This is a genomic window from Acinetobacter sp. 226, from assembly GCF_048147925.1.
GTDB classification, from domain to species: Bacteria; Pseudomonadota; Gammaproteobacteria; order Pseudomonadales; family Moraxellaceae; genus Acinetobacter; species Acinetobacter pecorum.
Genome location: NZ_JAYWYX010000003.1, coordinates 73,818 through 92,102, shown reverse-complemented (window position 1 = coordinate 92,102; position 18,285 = coordinate 73,818). Strand labels below are relative to the sequence as shown.

Genomic DNA, 18,285 nt, shown 5'->3' with positions numbered 1-18,285 from the left:
AATAGAACATAAAGGTTGAACTATGGAAAACACTGGAATCTGGGTGACGGTGGTCATCATCATTTTCGTTATAGGGTCGATTTTCGGGTTGCGTGTAAGTCCTCGGGAAAAAGCTCTGGGACTGATGCGTGACAAAGCCCGTAAAATGGGTCTGCATCCACGTTTGGTAGTGGCACCAGACTGGACCAAAATCCCGAAGGCGACTGAAAGCCGTGCCAGTATGGTTGCGTACTACAGTGTGTTGATGCCGGAAGCCCGTTTGCCCCTGATGCGCGCCCGTGTTGTCGATAATAAACTCGAAATTGTGCAGGGTGATGAGAAATTTAAAGATTTTCCCATTGCATTAAAAGGCATTTATGCTATTGATATGCAGGCCAACTGTGTCGGCATGTATTGGGATGAAGAATCTGACCTTAGAGCAACACAACTTGATGACATCAAGGCACTGTTACATGCTTTGGCTGAACTTTAATTTAGAAATAAACAGGATTAACGGTTAATTATGGCGAACGCTCCTCGGTCCACATCAAAAAGCAGCACAGCGAAGTCTCCCGACGCTGGAAGTAAGCGTGCCCTAGTGATTGTGGAGTCGCCTGCAAAAGCGAAAACAATCAATAAGTACCTTGGTCCGAACTACATCGTAAAATCATCGGTGGGTCATGTACGTGACTTGCCGACAGGCGGTTCTGTAAAATCGACAGAGAAAAAGCCGACGACACGTACCAAACTGACAGATGCAGAAAAAGCTGAAAAATCACAACTGGCCCTGATTAACCGCATGGGGGTTGATCCGGAACATGACTGGAAAGCCAAATATGAAGTCCTTCCGGGCAAAGAACATGTGGTAGCCGAACTTAAGAAACTGGCATCGCAAGTCGATGAAGTCTATCTGGCAACGGATATGGATAGGGAAGGGGAAGCGATTGCCTGGCATTTAAAAGAAGTCATCGGTGGTGATGATTCGCGTTATCAGCGTGTAGTGTTTAACGAAATCACCAAAAATGCCATTCAGGATGCCTTCAAGCATCCTGCACGTCTGGATACCAACAAAGTCAATGCTCAGCAGGCACGCCGCTTCCTCGACCGCGTGGTAGGTTTTATGATTTCGCCATTGCTGTGGGAAAAAATTGCCCGGGGGCTGTCCGCAGGTCGGGTACAGTCGGTTGCAGTAAAGCTGGTGGTTGAGCGTGAACGTGAAATTCGTGCTTTTATTCCTGAAGAATACTGGCAGGTATTTGCCGATACCAAGACGAAAAAAGATGATATTCGTCTTGAAGCAGTCAAGCAAAATGGCAAGACGCTCAAACTGCGCAACAAAGATGAAACTGATGCGCTTTTAAACCTGATCAAAGATGCCGAATACAAAGTCATCAGTCGTGAAGATAAACCGACCAAGGTCAATCCAAGCGCACCGTATATCACTTCAACCTTGCAACAGGCCGCCAGTACCCGATTGGGCTTCTCGGTGAAGAAAACCATGATGCTGGCGCAGCGTTTGTATGAAGCCGGTTTCATTACCTATATGCGTACCGACTCCACCTTCTTGAGTGATGATGCGGTCAATATGGTACGTGGTCATATCGAATCTGAATTTGGTGAAAAATATTTACCTGCCAAGCCGAACCGTTATGGCAATAAAGCCGGTGCTCAAGAAGCGCATGAAGCCATTCGTCCATCGAATGTCGCACTCAAAGGCGATAGTCTTGCCGGTGTAGAGCGTGATGCACAGCGTCTGTATGACCTGATCTGGCGTCAGTTTGTGGCCTGCCAGATGACACCTGCAGAATATTTATCATCAACGATTTTAGTGGATGCTAATGGGGTAGAACTCAAAGCCAAAGGTCGTACCTTGGTGTTTGACGGTTTCACTAAAGTACGCGGTCAGAACAAGTCGGATGATGATGTGCTGTTGCCTGCTGTGAAAGTGGGTGAAGTATTAAAGCTTGAAAAGCTCGATCCTTCTCAGCATTTTACCAAGCCACCGGCACGCTTTACTGAAGCCTCGCTGGTGAAAGAACTCGAGAAGAAAGGCATTGGCCGTCCTTCGACCTATGCTGCGATTATCTCGACCATTCAGGATCGCGGTTATGTGAAACTGGACAACCGTCGTCTCTATGCCGAGAAGATGGGCGAGATCGTGACGGATCGTCTGGATGAAAGCTTTAATAACCTCATGAACTATGACTTTACCGCAGACCTTGAAGGTCAGCTTGATAAAGTCGCAGATGGTGAACGTAACTGGAAAGAGCTATTAGACAGCTTCTACGGCGACTTCAAGCAGCGTTTGACCACGGCACAGGGTGAAAACGGCATGCGCCGCAATCAGCCTGTGGAAGTCGATGCGGTACATTGTAAGGAATGTGACCGTCCGATGCAGATCCGTACCGGAACAACGGGTGTATTCCTGGGTTGTTCGGGTTATAACCTGCCACCCAAAGAACGTTGTAAAGGCACGCTAAACCTAACTCCGGTTGAATCTCTGGCAGCCTTGTCAGATGATGATGCGGCAGAAACTGCAGACCTGATGTCAAAAAAACGTTGTCCAGTCTGTGGCACTGCAATGGACAGCTATGTGATTGATGGCGGTCGTAAACTGCATATCTGTGGAAACAACCCGGATTGTGATGGTTATGAGCTGGAAGAAGGTGAGTTCAAGATCAAGGGCTATGATGGTCCGAGCATTCCATGTGATAAATGTGATGGTGAAATGCAGCTGAAGACGGGACGTTTTGGTCCATACTTTGCCTGTACCAGCTGTGACAATACCCGCAAAGTTCTGAAAAATGGTCAGCCTGCACCACCACGCGTTGATCCGATCAAGATGGAACATCTGCGTTCTACCAAGCATGACGATTTCTTTGTGCTGCGTGACGGTGCAGCCGGTTTGTTCCTGGCAGCAAGCAAGTTTCCGAAAGTCCGTGAAACCCGTGCACCGAAAGTGGCAGAGTTGCGTACTGTGGCCGACCAGCTCGACCCGAAATACCAGTTTATCTTGCAGGCACCGGATGTTGATCCTGAAGGGAATCCAACGCTGGTGAAATTTAGCCGTAAGAACCAGTCACAATATATTGGTTCAGAAAATGCTGAAGGCAAGCAGACCAAATGGTCTCTGGTTTATCAGGACGGAAAATGGGTGGAAGCCTAAACTTCAAGATTGAAAAAATGCTGACGAAAGTCGGCATTTTTTATGTCAGAATCATTTATAGAAAAAATTAAAAATAATATTTTGGGGTAAATGTGGATATTCAGACCAAAAAGTTTGCTGTATTAATTGATGCCGATAATTCTTCCATCAATGCCATTTCATCAGTCTTAGAAGAAGTCGCGAAATATGGCATTGCCAGTGTCAAACGTGTGTATGGGGACTGGAGTAGCGAAACTTTAAAGAAATGGCGAGATGTGCTACTTCCACTTGCTATTACTCCGGTACAACAATTCGCCTATACCAAGGGTAAAGATGCCACGGATATGATCCTGATTATTGATGCCATGGACTTGTTATATGCAGGTGCTTTGGATGGTTTCTGTATCGTCTCCAGTGATAGTGATTTCACTCCTTTAGCCTCAAGAATCCGTGAAAATGGCTTGAGTGTGTATGGTTTTGGAAAGAAAACGACTCCAGAAGCTTTTAAAAAAGCATGTGATAAGTTTATTTATGTGGAAAACTTGATTGCAGACATTGATATCAAGCAGCAGGAAGAGGATGAACTCGCTAATACTTCCCCGAAGAAAGGAGTAAGCTCTGACAAATCTTTAGACCATAAGATGGTGACTCCACCTAAGGAAAATTCAAATCTTCCTGAAGGGATGGATCGGGCTACGCTGAATCTGATTTATAAAGCTGTAAAAGATAATGCGGATGAAAATGGTTGGGCGAATTTAAGTATGGTCGGGCAGTATATCAGTGCAGTAAAACCTGATTTTGATTCTCGTAACTATGGTAGAGCCAAATTGTCAGGTTTAATTAAAACTCTAAATCTTTTTGAAACCAAGATTGAAATGAGCCAGATGTATTTAAGAAAAATAAAAAAACAGAGCGTGTAACTGCCATGTGGAAAAAGATTCGGATTCTGATTTTATTAATCATCTTGTTGATTGTTGCAGTCAATGCCTATCGGGACCAAAATCAGAACTGGTCCAAACCGGTTATGGTATTGCTACATCCGATTAATGCTGATGGATTGCCGACCACACAGCAATATATCCAGCAACTGTCGGGTCAGGATCTGAATGGAGCCAGGGAATATCTGGAAAAAGCAGCACAGCAATATCGTGGTCAGCCAACTTATTTTTATTTTAATTTAGGTCGTGAACTTAACGCTTTACCGCCGAAAGTCCCTGAGCAGGCCTCACTCATCGATACCGTTTTATGGAGTTTGAAATTCCGTTTTTATGCCTGGAAACAGCATCAAAGTACTGATGGTTCACCTAGTGTGACTTTATATTTAAATTATTATGATCCTGCACAAACCAAGCAATTAAGGCATTCAACTGCCTTGCAAAAAGGCCGGATTGGATCAGTCAATTTATTTGCCTCCAAAAAACAGGCTGAACAGAATAAAATTGTCTTGGTACATGAGTTGCTGCATGCTTTTGGGGCCTCGGACAAATATGATTTAGCGACAGGACAGCCGCTTTATCCGGTGGGTTATGCATTTCCAGATCAGCAACCTTTGTTTCCGCAAGCCAAAGCAGAGCTGATGGCAGGTCATATTCCCACTTCTCAAACGACCAGCAAAATGCCAGATGCTTTAGAGCAGACATTAATTAATGCGATCACAGCCATTGAACTTGGGTGGAAAGAATAACAACCTCCTTGTCACTGACCCCATAGCTGTTGCCAGCTTGAAGTCATGACATGAAAGTTGCATTTTTTATACAGTATGGTCAATTAAATCGCTTAAGATAAATTAAACGAACAGCATCAAGAAGAATAAAAATGAAAACAGTAGGTAATGACCTTGTATTCGATTCCTTACATCGAAACCGGAAATGGTATCTGCTCTTTGGTATCTTGCTGGTTATTTTTGGTTTGATCTTATTGGCGACCTTACCTGTGGCAACCTTATCTGCAGTATTTATATTTGGCGTGCTGATGATGGTCGGTGGGGTCTTACATATTATCGCATCCTTCAAGATTTTTGAGGGCGGTATGCGCTGGTTCTGGGCCTTATTTGGCCTGCTGTATTTAGTCGCCGGATATTTTGCTTTTACCACACCCGTGCAAACCGCGATCGTTCTAACCAATGTTCTGGCCATTATCCTGATTATTGCAGGAGTCATCCGCTTAATAAATGCCTTTGTATTCCGGCCAATGGCGGGATGGGGCTGGATCCTGTTTTCCGGCATACTGACTCTCCTGGCCGGAATCATGATCTTGCGGACACCAGATGCTCCGTTCTGGGTGTTGGGCTTGTTTCTAGCCGTTGATATTTTATTTCAGGGTATTAACTACCTGATGCTTGCTTCCTATATTCGCCGTGAGGTTCCGAAAAGTTCTTCTAAGGTTTAATCCTTTGTTTTAAGAGCATTATATACACTCTTTTTGATACTGTAGAGATACCAAAAAGAGTGATCGTCGCTATATGTCAAAAATCTTTGTTCTTGCACCAGATGCCTTTAAAGAAAGTATGAGTGCTCAACAGGCATGTGGAGCAATGCAGCGGGGTATCCAGAAAGTCATTCCGGATGCCTGTATCATACAGGTACCGATGGCTGATGGTGGTGAAGGAACTGTCGATGCGCTAATTTCAAGCCTAAGGGGACAGCAAATTCCATGTGAAGTGACCGGGCCACTGTTTGAGCAACGTATTCATACCTATTGGGGTTTAATGGACGCAGGTCAAACCGCCGTGATTGAAATGGCCAAGGCCAATGGCATTCATTTATTACCACCTTCACAGCGTAATCCGATGTTCACGTCAACCTATGGCACAGGAGAGATGATTAAACAGGCATTGGATCTGGGAGTGAAAAAAATCATCATTGGGCTGGGTGGCAGTATTACCAATGATGCTGGTGCAGGGATGGCTCAGGCACTGGGCGTGCGGTTTTTAAATCATGTAGGTGAGCCAATTCAGGTCTGTGGTGGAAACTTAGATCTGGTCAAATCAATGGATTTATCTGGACTGGATCCACGTTTAGCAGATACTGAAATAATCATTGCATCAGATGTCAATAATCCGCTGTGTGGACCACATGGTGCATCGATAATCTTTGGCCCACAGAAAGGGGCAATGCCGGAAATGGTCAAGCAGCTGGATCAAAACCTTGGTCATTTTGCCGATGTAGCCGCTAGGCAGATTGGCCATGATCATCGTCATGTTGCAGGTGCGGGTGCAGCCGGTGGACTGGGTTTTGGTTTAATGGCATTCACCGCTGCCTCTATTCGTTCCGGGGTGGAACTGATGATTGAACAGGTTCAATTGAGCGAGAAAATAGCTCAGGCAGATTATGTCCTGACTGGTGAAGGTAAAATTGATTTTCAAACCAAATTCGGTAAAACACCATTTGGGGTGGCACAAGTGGCCAAACAATTGAATAAACCTGTGATTGCTTTTGCGGGTCTAGTCGGTGAAGGAATTGAGGATCTGTTTGAATCAGGATTTAGCCAGATTATTGGTATTAATCCACCAGATTGTCCTTTAGAAGAAGCCTTAAAAAATGCAGAAGTAAATCTGCAATTAGCAGTTTCGAAAGTTTGTGCTGATTTGGATTTAGTACAATAGGTTTAAAAGCTAGACATCACAGTCATTATAGACCTTGTTCTAAATAACGCTGTGCAAGTTGAATTTCGGCACTATATTCAGCTTGGTTTTGTGGTTTTGGTAGTTTGATGGCTGGCGGGATGCCAAGGCCGTCAATTTCTTTACCTGCAGGGCGGTGAATATAGGTTGATGCATAGTAAATTTGAAGTTGCTTGGAAGGCGAGGTCTTTTCCATCACATTTGAGGCATCAAGAGCGCCATAGGTTGGCCGCCCCATCGTGACCACACGAGGATTTTGCTGCGCAGTTAATACAAATTGTTCGCATGAGCTACCGCAATTTTTATCGATCAAGATTACCACCTTTTGCGGTGTTGCTAAAATATCTTTGCTTGTAACCACCTCTTGCGATTCTTTGTATGAACTCATACTGACCCATTGATTTTGCTGTTCACGCATTTTTTTAATTGTTTTATTGAGATGAGTCAGTGAATCTTCATCTGTTAAAAAGCTTTTGTATGCTTCCCATCCGTCAATATTGGTAGAGGAGGCATAAATTTGTGGAGAGGTATTCCAGTACTTCGCTTCCCCTAAAATCTTATATAATACTTCAGCTGTTTGGTCACTGCCGCCACCATTGTTACGCAAGTCAATAATCAAATACGGTGCTTTTAAAAGATTATCTTGATTACTGGATACCACCTGCTGAATTTTTTCATACAGAGCATAGTCAAAAGATAAAATGGTTAGTAAGGTGGTGGAATCAGATAGTTTTTTTGTGGTAACTCTCTCAGCTTTATTTTCTGTTATCACTTCAATTGGTACTTGCGTGTCTGAAGATTGCTGTTGTGCTGCTTGTGCATCTGGATGAATACTAATACCTAAATGACCATTTCGAATGGATTTCATGAAAGGTCGAATAATTTTTTGACACTCCACAACGGTTTTTACACCCTGAAGTTTTTCTTTTTGTTGATTGAAAATCTGTTGAATCTGTTCAGGGTAGGTGGTCCATCTTTTGGCAATAATCCCTGCATCATTTTCAAGGATGAGGTGGGCGGTATATTCAAGGTCTTTTAAGCAGACTTCGGGTGTCATTTCTATAGAAACTGTTTCTGCATGTAAATTTGAATACATGCCAAAGCTCATGATCAAAGCGCTGAGTGTTTTATAGGTTGTATGCAAGTTGCAGCATCCTTGTTTTTATTAAAAAATACGAGATTTATTGAGCAATTTTTATACCAATATTTAACTTATAAAATCAAATGTAAAACATCAACTTAGTTGTATTTAAATGCATGAAACAAAAAAAGAGTTCTACAATAAATCAAAAGGAAAATAACAGCAGAACACCCAGAATCTAGCCTGCTCTGTTAAACTATCTTTCTCCCTAGTACATTGAGACACTATGAGTTTAGCCACCCTGATTGATGAATTAAATCCCCAACAAAAGCAAGCAGCGACCACAGAAGCAAAACACAGTTTGGTGCTGGCCGGGGCAGGTTGTGGCAAAACCAAGACCATCGTGGCACGTGCAGCTTACTTGATTGAACAGGGCGTGCCTGCCAACCAGATTCAGATTCTGACCTTTACCCGCCGGGCTGCCAGTGAAATTGTGGCGCGTGTCGAACTGGCACTTGGTGAACAAGCCAAGGGACTGCGAGCCTCGACCTTTCATACCTTCTGTATGTATCTGCTGCGCCGTATTCCGAAAGCTTTTGGTCTGGAACAGTTTTCGATTATTGATCGTGATGATCAGCTGATGATGTTCCGCCTGATTCGCGGTCGTGATGACAAGAAGAACCCCAATCATTTGCCTAAGCCTCAGGAATTATGTGATTTGTATTCCTTTGCTCGGAACACCCGGCAAAAACTCAGTCTGGCGCTGGAAAAACAGATGCCGGAATATCTGACCTTAAAGGACCAGATTGCCGAAATCATGAAAGAATATGAAGCACGTAAGCAGGCGCGAAGTTTTCTGGATTATGACGATATTCTGGCGATAGTTGCCACGGCGCTGGCACAGTCCGAAGGTCTGGTCGACTATGTCGCTTCTATATGCCGACATATGCTGGTGGATGAAATGCAGGATACCAATCCATTGCAATGGGCTTTGCTGGAGCCACTCAAAGACCGGATCAGCCTGTTCTGTGTCGGTGATGATGCCCAGTCGATTTATGGCTTTCGTGGTGCAGACTTTGAAAATATTCACCATTTCAAAGAACGTGTGCCAGATGCGCAAATTTTTAAATTAGAAAAAAACTACCGCTCGACCCAGGAAATTCTGGATCTGTCCAACTGGCTGCTCGATCAGTCTGAAATCAAATATGATAAACGTCTGGAAGCGTATCGGGGAGAAGGCATTAAGCCGCGTATGCATATCTTCCCGAATGAGTTTGATGAAGCCAAATGGATTGCGATTGATATTAAAGAACGCCATTATCTGCAAGGCAGCAAATGGGGCGAGCATATGGTTCTGGTTCGTTCCAGCTTTGCCGCACGGCATATTGAAGCGGCCTGTATCGCGGCCAATGTGCCATATCGCTTTATTGGTGGCATGAAGCTGCTGGAAACGGCGCATGTCAAAGATTTGCTCAGCATGCTGCGGGTGGTCGCCAATCCATTGGATGATATTGCCTGGATGCGTTTCTTAACCCTGTGGAATGGTGTAGGTGATGTAGGTGCCAGCAAGCTGTCACAGCAGCTATTGGCTGAACCTGAAATGGATCAGATTGCAAAGAAATTAGAACAGTTTGGCAAGATACCGCTAGAAACCATTCTGATTATGCAGCAGATGAATGTGCTCAAAGGTGAGGTACAAGCCTGTGTCAGTCTTGCGATTCAGGCGATTGAATCTCAACTGGCGGAAAACTATAAAAAGGACTGGTCACGTCGCCAGAGTGATTTTGAACTGGTCAAACAGCTGGCGTCCAAGCATTCGCAGCTGAGTGAATTTTTAGAGGAATATGTACTGGATCCGGTGTCAATCTCGGAAATTGAACGTCAGTCCGATCATGATGTGGTGACGCTGATTACCATTCACTCAGCCAAAGGCACCGAGCAAAATGTATGTTATGTAGCCAATGTCACGCCGGGGAATTATCCGCATGCACGTGCCCAAGGTGATTTTGATGATGTCGAAGAAGAGCGTCGTGTGCTGTATGTAGCATTGACCCGGGCTAAAAATGAATTGATTCTGACCAAACAGAACCTAAATCATTGGGCGCGGGAAACGGTCGATGAGCAGGGGCGTAAAGTCGAGAGCTATTTCCTGAATGATCTTACCCGGCAGTTATGCACCACGGAAACTCATTACAAAACCCGGCAGCAAACCGTCAAAAGTGCCTTGATTGAACGCAAGTCGATTAATTTAGATTTTGGCATTGATCTCGATTAAACTATAGCAAAGTTGTTTCATGCAAAAAGTAGAGTAGGCGCGTGCTTTTTGATATTTTTTGCCTATCTTCTTAAGGTTGTCAGATGAAAATTTTAGTTCGTAATTTAGAACGTACAGTCACAGAAGCCGAATTACTGAAACTGTTCCAGGAATATGGCACAGTGGAGACCTGTACTTTGGTGCTGGATGCAGCAACAGGTAAATCAAAAGGTTTTGCTTTTGTAGAAATGCCGCATGGCCGTGAAGCAGTCAAAGCCATTAAAGGCTTGAATACTTTACGCTTACATGGCACAGGTATTCGTGTCAAACAGGCTGAAGAAAAGCCACAGGCGTAAATAGAAAAAGGAGCAGATGATGCTCCTTTTTTATGGCTGTAATTTAGGATATTTCAATTTGCTCAGTGGGCTTAATGCTTTGAAGTCGGATCTGGATGAATTCAGTTTAAACATCTTTTGATTGCGAAATGCAGGCGAACCTTTTACTTTATAAAAGCCAAAATTTGTTTTAACCCTTAGGAAATCTCGATGACCCGTGTTGCTCGCTATCATGCGGACCGTACCAATCAAAAACTGTATTTTGCCCGTCTTTCCTGCCAGCAGGCAGAGCAAACCGAACATGTACAACAGGCTCAAGCACAGCGTGAGGCAACTGTTTTTCATTTGCATGGTGCCTTGTTAGCATTTTTACAGGAACTGGTACGTTACTATCGCCTGAATGATCCTAATCCAACCCTCAAATCAATTGAAGAACTGATGGCGGCCAAAGGCCAGATTTCGCCAGAAGTCACTGTGCTACAGCATTTATCTAAAAGCGGTTTCATTGCTGAACTGAAACGCGCCTATCGTTTATGCCAGTATGCGCCAGAACCAAGTACCCCAGAACCTGAAGACGAAACTTCTTCAAATCTCATCATTAAAGTCACACAGTCTCCACAAGCATGGTTACCTGATACTGCTATATTAAGAGAGTGGCATCGTGACCTGACCCAATTAATTGATGGGTTTCGTAATGAGATGATTGAATTTTAATCAGATCGGCTGTACTTGAAATTACAATTTTTAACCCTATATCAATTACTCTAATGATGCAAAGTGCATTCAGCTCTTTGCCGCCATGTTGAACGTGGAGGATATATGTCTATAGAACAGTTGAAAGACTTATTTGGTAATCAAGACGCGATTTTAGAACTCGTTCAACTTGAAGGTGGCGCATTGGCTTTACGCAATGCAGGTTCACATAAACAGCCTTTGGTGATGATTCAGTTTAATGACGAGGTAAAAGCTCTACTTGGAGAGCAGACTCCTTTTGTTGCGCAGCAGATGATTCAGGCGGCCTTATATGGCTTGCTGGAACAGCAGGTCAATGAATGGCAGGCTGAGGTTGTGGATGAAGAGCCAAAGTATATGAGTTAATCGTTAAAACCCATTTAAAAAGCACACGATCAGTGTGCTTTTTTGGTTTTATCAGAAATGCAGTGATGCGGATTTATAAGTACAAGAAAGAGCTTCAGTGCCTGCTTTCCTATAAAAAAGTTGCCGGATCTGGCAACTTTTTTATAGGGAGGAATTCAAAGAAAAATTTTAATGAGAAGGCGTATGCTGATGCGCGATTTCAATCTGGTTTAAAATATGATTACTCATATTTTTTGCCATTTCCTCTTTGGCATAATATACCTCACCAATATTATCCCGACGGATCGCTTCAGCTTCTTCCTTACTTTCTGCACAGACCAGTACTTGAATTTGCGGATTCAAAGTCTTGGCAATGTCGACAATTTTATGGATATCGATAATATCCATAGGGGAAATGACCAGTAAGCGCGCGTGCTGAATATGCGCCTGAATGAGAACGCCAGCTTCAGTGGCAATACCGGAAACCGCAGCAATACCTTTTTTACGCAGATTTTCTACGATGTCACGGTTTTCTTCGGCAATCACCACCTTGATGTTCTCTTCCATCAATGAGCGGGTAATGCGACGTCCCACCTCACCATGGCCAATAATGACCACCTGATCGCGCAGGTAATCCTGTGAGACTTCATCCGGTAACATTGCCAAAGGGTCACCACTGCGTTCCAGTAAGCGGGCCAGAGTCGAGCGTTCCCGAATCCATTTCTGTACCGGCTCAATCGCAGAGAAAACGAAAGAGTTGAGGGTGATTGAAATCAAGGCACCTGCCAGAATCAGGTTTTGACCTTCCAGCGAAAGCAGATTGAGCGAAACACCGAGTGCAGCCAAAATAAAGGAGAACTCACCAATCTGTGCCAGAGAAGCACCGACGGTCAAAGCGGTATTGATCGGATAACGGAAGAACAGTACCAGTGCCATGGCTGCAATAGTCTTACCAATCATGATAATGCCCACTACTGCCAGTACATGTAAGGGCTGTTCCAGCAAGATGCGCGGATCAAACAGCATGCCGACGGAGACAAAGAATAAAATCGAGAAAATTTCACGCAGTGGCAAAGTTTCCTCTTCGGCGCGATGACTGAAATCAGACTCTTTTACCACCATACCGGCAAAAAACGCACCCAGAGCCATAGAAACGCCAAAAATCTTGTAAGCGCCGAAGGCGATAGAAACAGCAGCAGCCACCACGGTTAAGGTGAACAGCTCACGTGAACCAAGACGTGCCACTACCTGTATGATCATTGGAATCAAGCGCTTACCAATAATCAGCATGAAGGCAATAAAGCCTGCGACTTTAAGTAGGGTAATGCCTAAGGTGAGCCAGATATTTTCATCGCTTGCACCTTCCAGGGCCTGACCACCGAGTAGCACTGCAGTCGCAGGTAACAAGACCAGCGCCAATACCATCACCAGATCTTCGACCAGTAACCAGCCAACTGCAATTCGGCCATTGATCGAATCCAGCAGGCCACGATCTCCGAGCGCTTTGAGTAGAACCACGGTACTGGCACAGGACAGGCTTAAGCCAAAGACCAGTGCTGAGCCAAAGTTCCAGCCCCACAGCATTGAGACACCTACCCCGAGTAGGGTAGCGACAGCAATCTGTAAAATTGCACCAGGCAGGGCAATCCGGCGTACCTGCATCAGATCGTTCAGAGAGAAATGCATCCCGACACCAAACATCAGGAACATGACGCCTAGTTCTGCCAACTGGTTGGCCAGATGAATATCACCGACCACACCCGGCGTATGAGGACTAATCAGCACACCGGCAATCAAATAGCCGATCAAAGGGGGAAGACGCAGTCGTGCTGCGAGATAGCCAAAGACTAAAGCTAAGCCAAAACCAACAGCGAGTAATATAATGAGCTCTACATCATGTGGCACTAAATACTCCTTTAGTTAGGTTTATTGGGAAATAAGCACAAAAAATGCCAAAACATTCAGAAAGTTTATCAAGCCGGATAAAAAAAGTGCAAAAAAAAACGACCTGAAAAGGCCGCTTTTTTAAAGAAACTAAAATTATTTGATTTTAGCTTCTTTGAAGATTACGTGTTGACGGATTTTTGGATCAAATTTTTTGATTTCCATTTTTTCCGGCATAGTACGTTTGTTCTTAGTCGTGGTATAGAAATAACCTGTACCAGCTGAAGAAACTAAGCGAATTTTATCACGCATGGTTCAGACTCCTTAGATCTTTTGACCTTGAGCACGCAGGTCAGCAACAACCTTTTCAATGCCCAATTTGTCGATAATACGCATACCTTTAGTGGTTAAACGAAGACGTACAAAACGTTTTTCGCTTTCTAACCAGAAACGGTGGTGGTGCAGGTTCGGCTCGAACCGGCGCTTAGTTTTGTTGTTGGCGTGTGAGACGTTGTTACCAACGACTGGACGCTTGCCGGTAACTTGGCAAACCTTAGACATGGTGTAACTCCATTGATTTAGCCAACAGCAAATCTGTATGGCCAGTCAAAAATAAACGGATTGAAATCATTCAAGGGGCGTTTTATATCAAAAATGCGCTTAAAAGACAAGCGATTTCCGTCAAAACGCGGCACGAACTATATCGATAGCTCATGCCTTGATCATTTAGCGGAGAAGGGTCTTCGAAATCAGCTTGTGAATCGGTTTATTGAACGGCGGCAGAATGTATTTCAAGCTATACAGCTTTGGATTCGACATTACTGAGCGTTCATGCGACAAACTGAAGAAGCCCTCTGGACCGTGGTATTTACCCATACCTGATGCACCGACACCCCCAAATGGTAAGTCGTCCTGTGCAACATGGGTCAGTACCGTATTTTGCCCAAAATGCCCTGAATGGGTACGCTGTGCGACATAATCAGCACGCGCCTGATCAAAGTCGAAGTAGTATAAAGCAAGTGGACGCGGACGGCTATTAATAAAGTCGATGACATCATCAATTTGATCATATTCCATGATTGGAAGCAGTGGGCCAAAGATTTCATGCTGCATGATCTGCATCATTGGAGTGACATTGGTCACGATGGTCGGTGCAATCTTGCGCAGATCAGCCGAATTTTCACTGCGCGGATTAATTTCAATGACTTGCGCACCCTGCTCGCGTGCATCATCCAGATAACCTTGCAGACGATTATATTGTTTGTCATTGATAATCGAAGTGTAATCCTGGTTATGGGTGATATCCGGATACATGCTTTCTACGCAAGCCTTAAAATGATCAATAAATTCAGCCGTCTTGCCACGTGGCAGGAACATATAGTCGGGTGCCACACAGGTCTGGCCAGCATTCCAGAGCTTGCCAACGGCGACACGCTGAGCCACATCACGCAGATCAATGGATGGATGCACCAGTACCGGTGATTTACCACCGAGTTCCAGAATCACTGGCACCAGATTTTCGGCAGCCGCCGCCATCACGGTTTTACCGACTGCCGTCGAGCCGGTGAAAATTAACTTATCGAACGGCAAACGGCAGAATGCATCCGAGATGACACCGCCACCATTCACCACCGCGACCAATTCTTTCGGAAAGGCTTCGGCCAGGGCTTTTTCCAGCACTGCACCAAAGGCAGCCGATGCACTGGAAATCTTGATCATGGCATGGTTACCTGCAGCCAGAGCGCAGATCAGCGGACCGATAGACAGTAGCAGCGGATAATTCCACGGTGCAATAATTCCGACTACGCCCAAAGGCTGATATTGTACCCATGCCTTGGCTGGCTGGTGAATAATGCCGACATGACGTTTGGAGGGTTTCATCCAGCGGGTCAGGTTTTTACTGTAATATTTGACATGTTCCAGACAGGTGAGCAGTTCACCAATTTTGGTTTCCCCGATCGAACGGTTACCATAGTCCTGATTAATTGCTTCAGCAAATTGATCTTGATACTTAACTAAGATACGCTTAAGCCGAGCTAAACGATCGATACGTTCCTTTGCAGTTGGCAGAGGGTAGTGTAAGTAAGCGTGTTTTTGTTGTGCCAAGACTTCATTGAGGTACTGGCTATCAAAGAAATGTGGTGTCATTGATGTTGTTTTTGTGTGACTGTTCATGCCGCACTACCATATTCAAAAATCGATTAATTAATTTTTAGAGCAAATACTCTAATTAGTCAAGTGACTTTGTGTGTTAGCCTGCTAATGCACGAACTGAATGGTTATTTTAGGATGTCCCAAACCAAAACCTTAAAAACTAAAGAGCGTATCTTGCAGCTTAGTTTGCAGCTGTTTAATGAGCGTGGCGAACGGTCCGTCACCACCAATCACATTGCGGCTGAACTCGGCATGAGCCCAGGCAACCTGTATTATCATTTCCGCAATAAAAATGAAATTATTAAAGAATTGATGGAACAGTACCAGCAGCAAACGCTGGAGATGCTGGCCTTGCCGGATGACCGTGCGCTGGACGCCAATGACAAGGTGCATTACTTTCAGGTACTGAGTAGTCAGCTATGGGCTTATCGTTTCCTGCATCGGGATGTCTATCATCTGGTAGAAAATAACGAAGATTTTCGTAAGTTGTATCCCCGCTTTGCCGGACAGGTGATGCAGCAGGGCCAGAAAATCTATAAAGGCTTTGTCAATGCAGGCCTGATGGAAATGACCGATTCAGAAATTGAAGCCCTGATCATCAACCTGTGGATTGTACTGACCAACTGGACCAACTTCCTGTATATGTCAGGCCATCTGACCGATTCCAATACGCTGGAAGAAAAATGGGTCTGGCAGGCACTGCGCCAGATGGTATTCTTGGAAGGGGCCTATTTGCGTGGCGAAAGTCGTCAAACCTATGAAGGGTTATTGAATAGTCTGGGCTCTTCCGAACTTTTTGCCAGCCTGTCGGCTGCTAAAGACGCTGAATCTGAACAAACTATTCAGAATATCCAAGAAACGCGCTAGAATACTCGGCTTATTTTTTAATTTAACTGATTAGTGACTTAAACCAACATGAATATGACGACTGCTAACACCGCACGTTTATTGATTACTTGTGAAGACAAGCCGGGCATCGTGCAGGCTGTTTCAAGCTTCTTGTATCATCAAGGTGCTAACATTACTGCGCTTGACCAATATGCGACAGCAGCGCAGGGCGGACGTTATTTCATGCGCGTTGAATTTGAATTAGATAATCTTCAAAGTCGCAAAGAAAGCATTATCCAGACTTTTGCAGCGAATGTAGCGGAACGCTATAGCATGCAATGGCGTCTGGCTCTGGTCAGTGATGTGAAGAAAGTCGGTATTCTGGTGTCCAAGGTTGATCATGCCTTGCTGGAACTATTATGGCGTCATGCACGTGGTGGTTTACCTTGTGAAATTACCAAAGTGGTATCGAATCACGAGACCTTACGCGAAGCAGTTGAAAACTTTGGTATTCCATTTGAAGTGGTGCCAGTAACCAAAGACAACAAGCGTGAGGCTTATGAAGAAATTGACCAGTTGATGCAGGGCAATGACCTGTTGGTACTGGCGCGTTATATGCAGATTCTGGATGAAGAGTTTGTCAGCAAGTGGGAAATGAAAGTGATCAATATCCACCATTCATTCCTGCCAGCTTTCGTGGGTGCCAATCCGTACAAGCAGGCTTATGACAAGGGTGTCAAACTGATTGGTGCAACTGCCCACTACGTGACAGCTGATCTGGATCAGGGACCAATCATCGAGCAGGATGTGGAGCGCGTGAACCATGACTTTACTGTTGAACAGTTACGTGAACTGGGTCAAGATGTAGAGCGTAATGTATTGGCCCGTGCGGTCAGATGGCATCTGGAAGACCGTATTATTGTCGATGGTAACAAGACTGTCGTGTTCCAATAAGACTTGCATTGGATTTTAAAAAGGCATACTTTTAGTGTGCCTTTTTTTGTTTTGATGCAAAAAAAATCAGTCAAAGCTAAGATTAGCAGTTGCAAATGAAAACACTTCTCATTTATTATTGGCATACTTTAATTGTGCTAACCGATGAGCTTGATAGTTTGTTTCACATCATCTCCTCAAGGTAATAGATTTAATGAGTCAAGTTGCTGCGCCCCAAATGCCTACACCGCCGAATCAGATGAAAAAGAAAATCATCTCTATCGTTGCGGCTGTACTTGTTGGGCATGTGGGGGTGTTATATGCGATCAGCCAGATGAAAGCGCCTGAACTGACACCCATTGATAAGCAGCCCTTAAAAGTGCGCTTTGTCAAACTTCAGGAGGCACCGAAACCTTTACCGCCAAAGCCAAAGGCCGAGCCACAAAAAGAGCCACCTAAGCCTAAAAAAGAAGTCAAAATTGTAGAAAAACCGCTGCTACCGCCACCCAAAAAAGTAGAAAAAATTGAACAGGTGAAAAAGGTGGAAGCGCCTAAAGTAGTCACAGCACCGCCAGTTGAAGCAAAACCGACTCCGGCTCCGGTAGTGCCAACCGTGGTCACTGAAACTAAAGTAAAACCGGCACCCGCTCCAGTTGCACCACCTGCACCTGTGGCGCCCCCTGCACCTGCTGCACCTCCATCACCGAAAAGTGTATCGATTGGCGGAGGTGTTTCTTGGAAGCGTTCACCGAAAGTTTCATTATCTTCGAGTGAATTAAAATCAGCCTGTTCGCTAGTAGTGGACGTGGCAGCAAATGAACAGGGCAAAGTGGTCTCCGCGACTGCACGAAACTCAGATTGTAGCCCGGCAGTAACGCGCAAAGTAGAAGCAGCGGTACGTCGTGCACAACTCACCAAATATGTTGAAAATGGTGTGGCTTATCCAACCCGTGTGGAACAGCCTTTCGATTTTCAGGTTAAATAACGGCTAAC

18 protein-coding genes are annotated in these 18,285 nt (G+C 44.7%); 13 read left to right on the top strand and 5 right to left on the bottom strand.

Going from position 1 to position 18,285, the window contains the following annotated elements:
* The first annotated feature begins 22 nt into the window (after positions 1-22).
* From VXP95_RS01905 to VXP95_RS01880, 6 genes are all read left to right on the top strand, one after another.
* Positions 23-472 carry an ammonium transporter gene (locus VXP95_RS01905; RefSeq protein WP_144724526.1) on the top strand — a complete coding sequence of 150 codons (450 nt, stop codon included), beginning with the start codon at positions 23-25 and terminating at the stop codon, positions 470-472.
* Positions 473-502: 30 nt separating this feature from the next.
* Positions 503-3,145, top strand: a complete 2,643-nt coding sequence (topA, locus tag VXP95_RS01900; protein WP_416680458.1) for a type I DNA topoisomerase — start codon at positions 503-505, stop codon at positions 3,143-3,145.
* A gap of 92 nt (positions 3,146-3,237) precedes the next feature.
* On the top strand, positions 3,238-4,044 hold the full coding sequence (locus tag VXP95_RS01895; protein ID WP_064094856.1) for an NYN domain-containing protein: 807 nt from the start codon (positions 3,238-3,240) through the stop codon (positions 4,042-4,044).
* 5 nt (positions 4,045-4,049) lie between these two features.
* On the top strand, positions 4,050-4,808 hold the full coding sequence (locus VXP95_RS01890) for a hypothetical protein (RefSeq protein WP_180010920.1): 759 nt from the start codon (positions 4,050-4,052) through the stop codon (positions 4,806-4,808).
* A gap of 131 nt (positions 4,809-4,939) precedes the next feature.
* Entirely contained in the window at positions 4,940-5,512 is a 573-nt protein-coding gene (locus tag VXP95_RS01885) for an HdeD family acid-resistance protein (protein ID WP_179993119.1), read from the top strand.
* Positions 5,513-5,585: 73 nt separating this feature from the next.
* Positions 5,586-6,728, top strand: coding sequence for a glycerate kinase (locus tag VXP95_RS01880; protein WP_179993118.1), 1,143 nt, complete (start codon positions 5,586-5,588; stop codon positions 6,726-6,728).
* A 25-nt stretch (positions 6,729-6,753) separates the two neighbouring features.
* Here the strand turns inward: VXP95_RS01880 and VXP95_RS01875 are convergent, their stop codons facing one another.
* The gene (locus VXP95_RS01875) at positions 6,754-7,890 is read right to left on the bottom strand and encodes a S41 family peptidase (RefSeq protein ID WP_416705504.1); all 1,137 of its coding nucleotides are present in this window, start codon (positions 7,888-7,890) and stop codon (positions 6,754-6,756) included.
* Between the two features lie 223 nt (positions 7,891-8,113).
* Here VXP95_RS01875 and VXP95_RS01870 point away from each other — a divergent pair, with 223 nt between their 5' ends.
* The 4 genes from VXP95_RS01870 (at position 8,114) to VXP95_RS01855 (ending at position 11,514) form a co-directional block, all read left to right on the top strand.
* Positions 8,114-10,102, top strand: a complete 1,989-nt coding sequence (locus VXP95_RS01870) for an ATP-dependent helicase (protein ID WP_416711280.1) — start codon at positions 8,114-8,116, stop codon at positions 10,100-10,102.
* Between the two features lie 83 nt (positions 10,103-10,185).
* A complete protein-coding gene (locus VXP95_RS01865) occupies positions 10,186-10,437 on the top strand; it encodes an RNA recognition motif domain-containing protein (protein WP_416711279.1) in 252 nt (83 codons plus the stop codon).
* Between the two features lie 189 nt (positions 10,438-10,626).
* Positions 10,627-11,130, top strand: coding sequence for a DUF6586 family protein (locus tag VXP95_RS01860; protein ID WP_064094850.1), 504 nt, complete (start codon positions 10,627-10,629; stop codon positions 11,128-11,130).
* 105 nt (positions 11,131-11,235) lie between these two features.
* The gene (locus VXP95_RS01855) at positions 11,236-11,514 is read left to right on the top strand and encodes a hypothetical protein (protein ID WP_064094849.1); all 279 of its coding nucleotides are present in this window, start codon (positions 11,236-11,238) and stop codon (positions 11,512-11,514) included.
* 168 nt (positions 11,515-11,682) lie between these two features.
* Here VXP95_RS01855 and VXP95_RS01850 read toward each other — a convergent pair whose 3' ends face one another.
* The 4 genes from VXP95_RS01850 to VXP95_RS01835 form a co-directional block, all read right to left on the bottom strand.
* Positions 11,683-13,398 (bottom strand): cation:proton antiporter, encoded by a 1,716-nt coding sequence (locus VXP95_RS01850; protein WP_144724533.1) that lies wholly within the window; start codon positions 13,396-13,398, stop codon positions 11,683-11,685.
* A gap of 135 nt (positions 13,399-13,533) precedes the next feature.
* The gene (gene rpmG / locus VXP95_RS01845) at positions 13,534-13,689 is read right to left on the bottom strand and encodes a 50S ribosomal protein L33 (RefSeq protein WP_001205031.1); all 156 of its coding nucleotides are present in this window, start codon (positions 13,687-13,689) and stop codon (positions 13,534-13,536) included.
* A 12-nt stretch (positions 13,690-13,701) separates the two neighbouring features.
* Complete coding sequence (gene rpmB, locus VXP95_RS01840) at positions 13,702-13,938, bottom strand: 50S ribosomal protein L28 (RefSeq protein WP_000048256.1); 237 nt, start codon at positions 13,936-13,938, stop codon at positions 13,702-13,704.
* Positions 13,939-14,103: 165 nt separating this feature from the next.
* Positions 14,104-15,552, bottom strand: a complete 1,449-nt coding sequence (locus tag VXP95_RS01835; RefSeq protein WP_064094847.1) for a coniferyl aldehyde dehydrogenase — start codon at positions 15,550-15,552, stop codon at positions 14,104-14,106.
* Between the two features lie 114 nt (positions 15,553-15,666).
* Here VXP95_RS01835 and VXP95_RS01830 point away from each other — a divergent pair, with 114 nt between their 5' ends.
* From VXP95_RS01830 to VXP95_RS01820, 3 genes are all read left to right on the top strand, one after another.
* Positions 15,667-16,398 (top strand): TetR/AcrR family transcriptional regulator, encoded by a 732-nt coding sequence (locus VXP95_RS01830; RefSeq protein ID WP_064094846.1) that lies wholly within the window; start codon positions 15,667-15,669, stop codon positions 16,396-16,398.
* A gap of 48 nt (positions 16,399-16,446) precedes the next feature.
* Positions 16,447-17,313, top strand: a complete 867-nt coding sequence (gene purU / locus VXP95_RS01825) for a formyltetrahydrofolate deformylase (protein ID WP_064094845.1) — start codon at positions 16,447-16,449, stop codon at positions 17,311-17,313.
* A 193-nt stretch (positions 17,314-17,506) separates the two neighbouring features.
* The gene (locus tag VXP95_RS01820; RefSeq protein ID WP_416680444.1) at positions 17,507-18,277 is read left to right on the top strand and encodes a TonB-dependent receptor; all 771 of its coding nucleotides are present in this window, start codon (positions 17,507-17,509) and stop codon (positions 18,275-18,277) included.
* Positions 18,278-18,285 lie beyond the last annotated feature (8 nt).

Bases quoted from the DNA above. Each gene is read 5' to 3' on its own strand.
- VXP95_RS01905 (WP_144724526.1), top strand. From the start codon at position 23: ATGGAAAACACTGGAATCTGGGTGACGGTGGTCATCATCATTTTCGTT.
- topA (WP_416680458.1), top strand. From the start codon at position 503: ATGGCGAACGCTCCTCGGTCCACATCAAAAAGCAGCACAGCGAAGTCT.
- VXP95_RS01890 (WP_180010920.1), top strand. From the start codon at position 4,050: ATGTGGAAAAAGATTCGGATTCTGATTTTATTAATCATCTTGTTGATT.
- VXP95_RS01885 (WP_179993119.1), top strand. From the start codon at position 4,940: ATGAAAACAGTAGGTAATGACCTTGTATTCGATTCCTTACATCGAAAC.
- VXP95_RS01880 (WP_179993118.1), top strand. From the start codon at position 5,586: ATGTCAAAAATCTTTGTTCTTGCACCAGATGCCTTTAAAGAAAGTATG.
- VXP95_RS01870 (WP_416711280.1), top strand. From the start codon at position 8,114: ATGAGTTTAGCCACCCTGATTGATGAATTAAATCCCCAACAAAAGCAA.
- VXP95_RS01865 (WP_416711279.1), top strand. From the start codon at position 10,186: ATGAAAATTTTAGTTCGTAATTTAGAACGTACAGTCACAGAAGCCGAA.
- VXP95_RS01860 (WP_064094850.1), top strand. From the start codon at position 10,627: ATGACCCGTGTTGCTCGCTATCATGCGGACCGTACCAATCAAAAACTG.
- VXP95_RS01855 (WP_064094849.1), top strand. From the start codon at position 11,236: ATGTCTATAGAACAGTTGAAAGACTTATTTGGTAATCAAGACGCGATT.
- rpmG (WP_001205031.1), bottom strand. From the start codon at position 13,689: ATGCGTGATAAAATTCGCTTAGTTTCTTCAGCTGGTACAGGTTATTTC.
- rpmB (WP_000048256.1), bottom strand. From the start codon at position 13,938: ATGTCTAAGGTTTGCCAAGTTACCGGCAAGCGTCCAGTCGTTGGTAAC.
- VXP95_RS01835 (WP_064094847.1), bottom strand. From the start codon at position 15,552: ATGAACAGTCACACAAAAACAACATCAATGACACCACATTTCTTTGAT.
- VXP95_RS01830 (WP_064094846.1), top strand. From the start codon at position 15,667: ATGTCCCAAACCAAAACCTTAAAAACTAAAGAGCGTATCTTGCAGCTT.
- purU (WP_064094845.1), top strand. From the start codon at position 16,447: ATGAATATGACGACTGCTAACACCGCACGTTTATTGATTACTTGTGAA.
- VXP95_RS01820 (WP_416680444.1), top strand. From the start codon at position 17,507: ATGAGTCAAGTTGCTGCGCCCCAAATGCCTACACCGCCGAATCAGATG.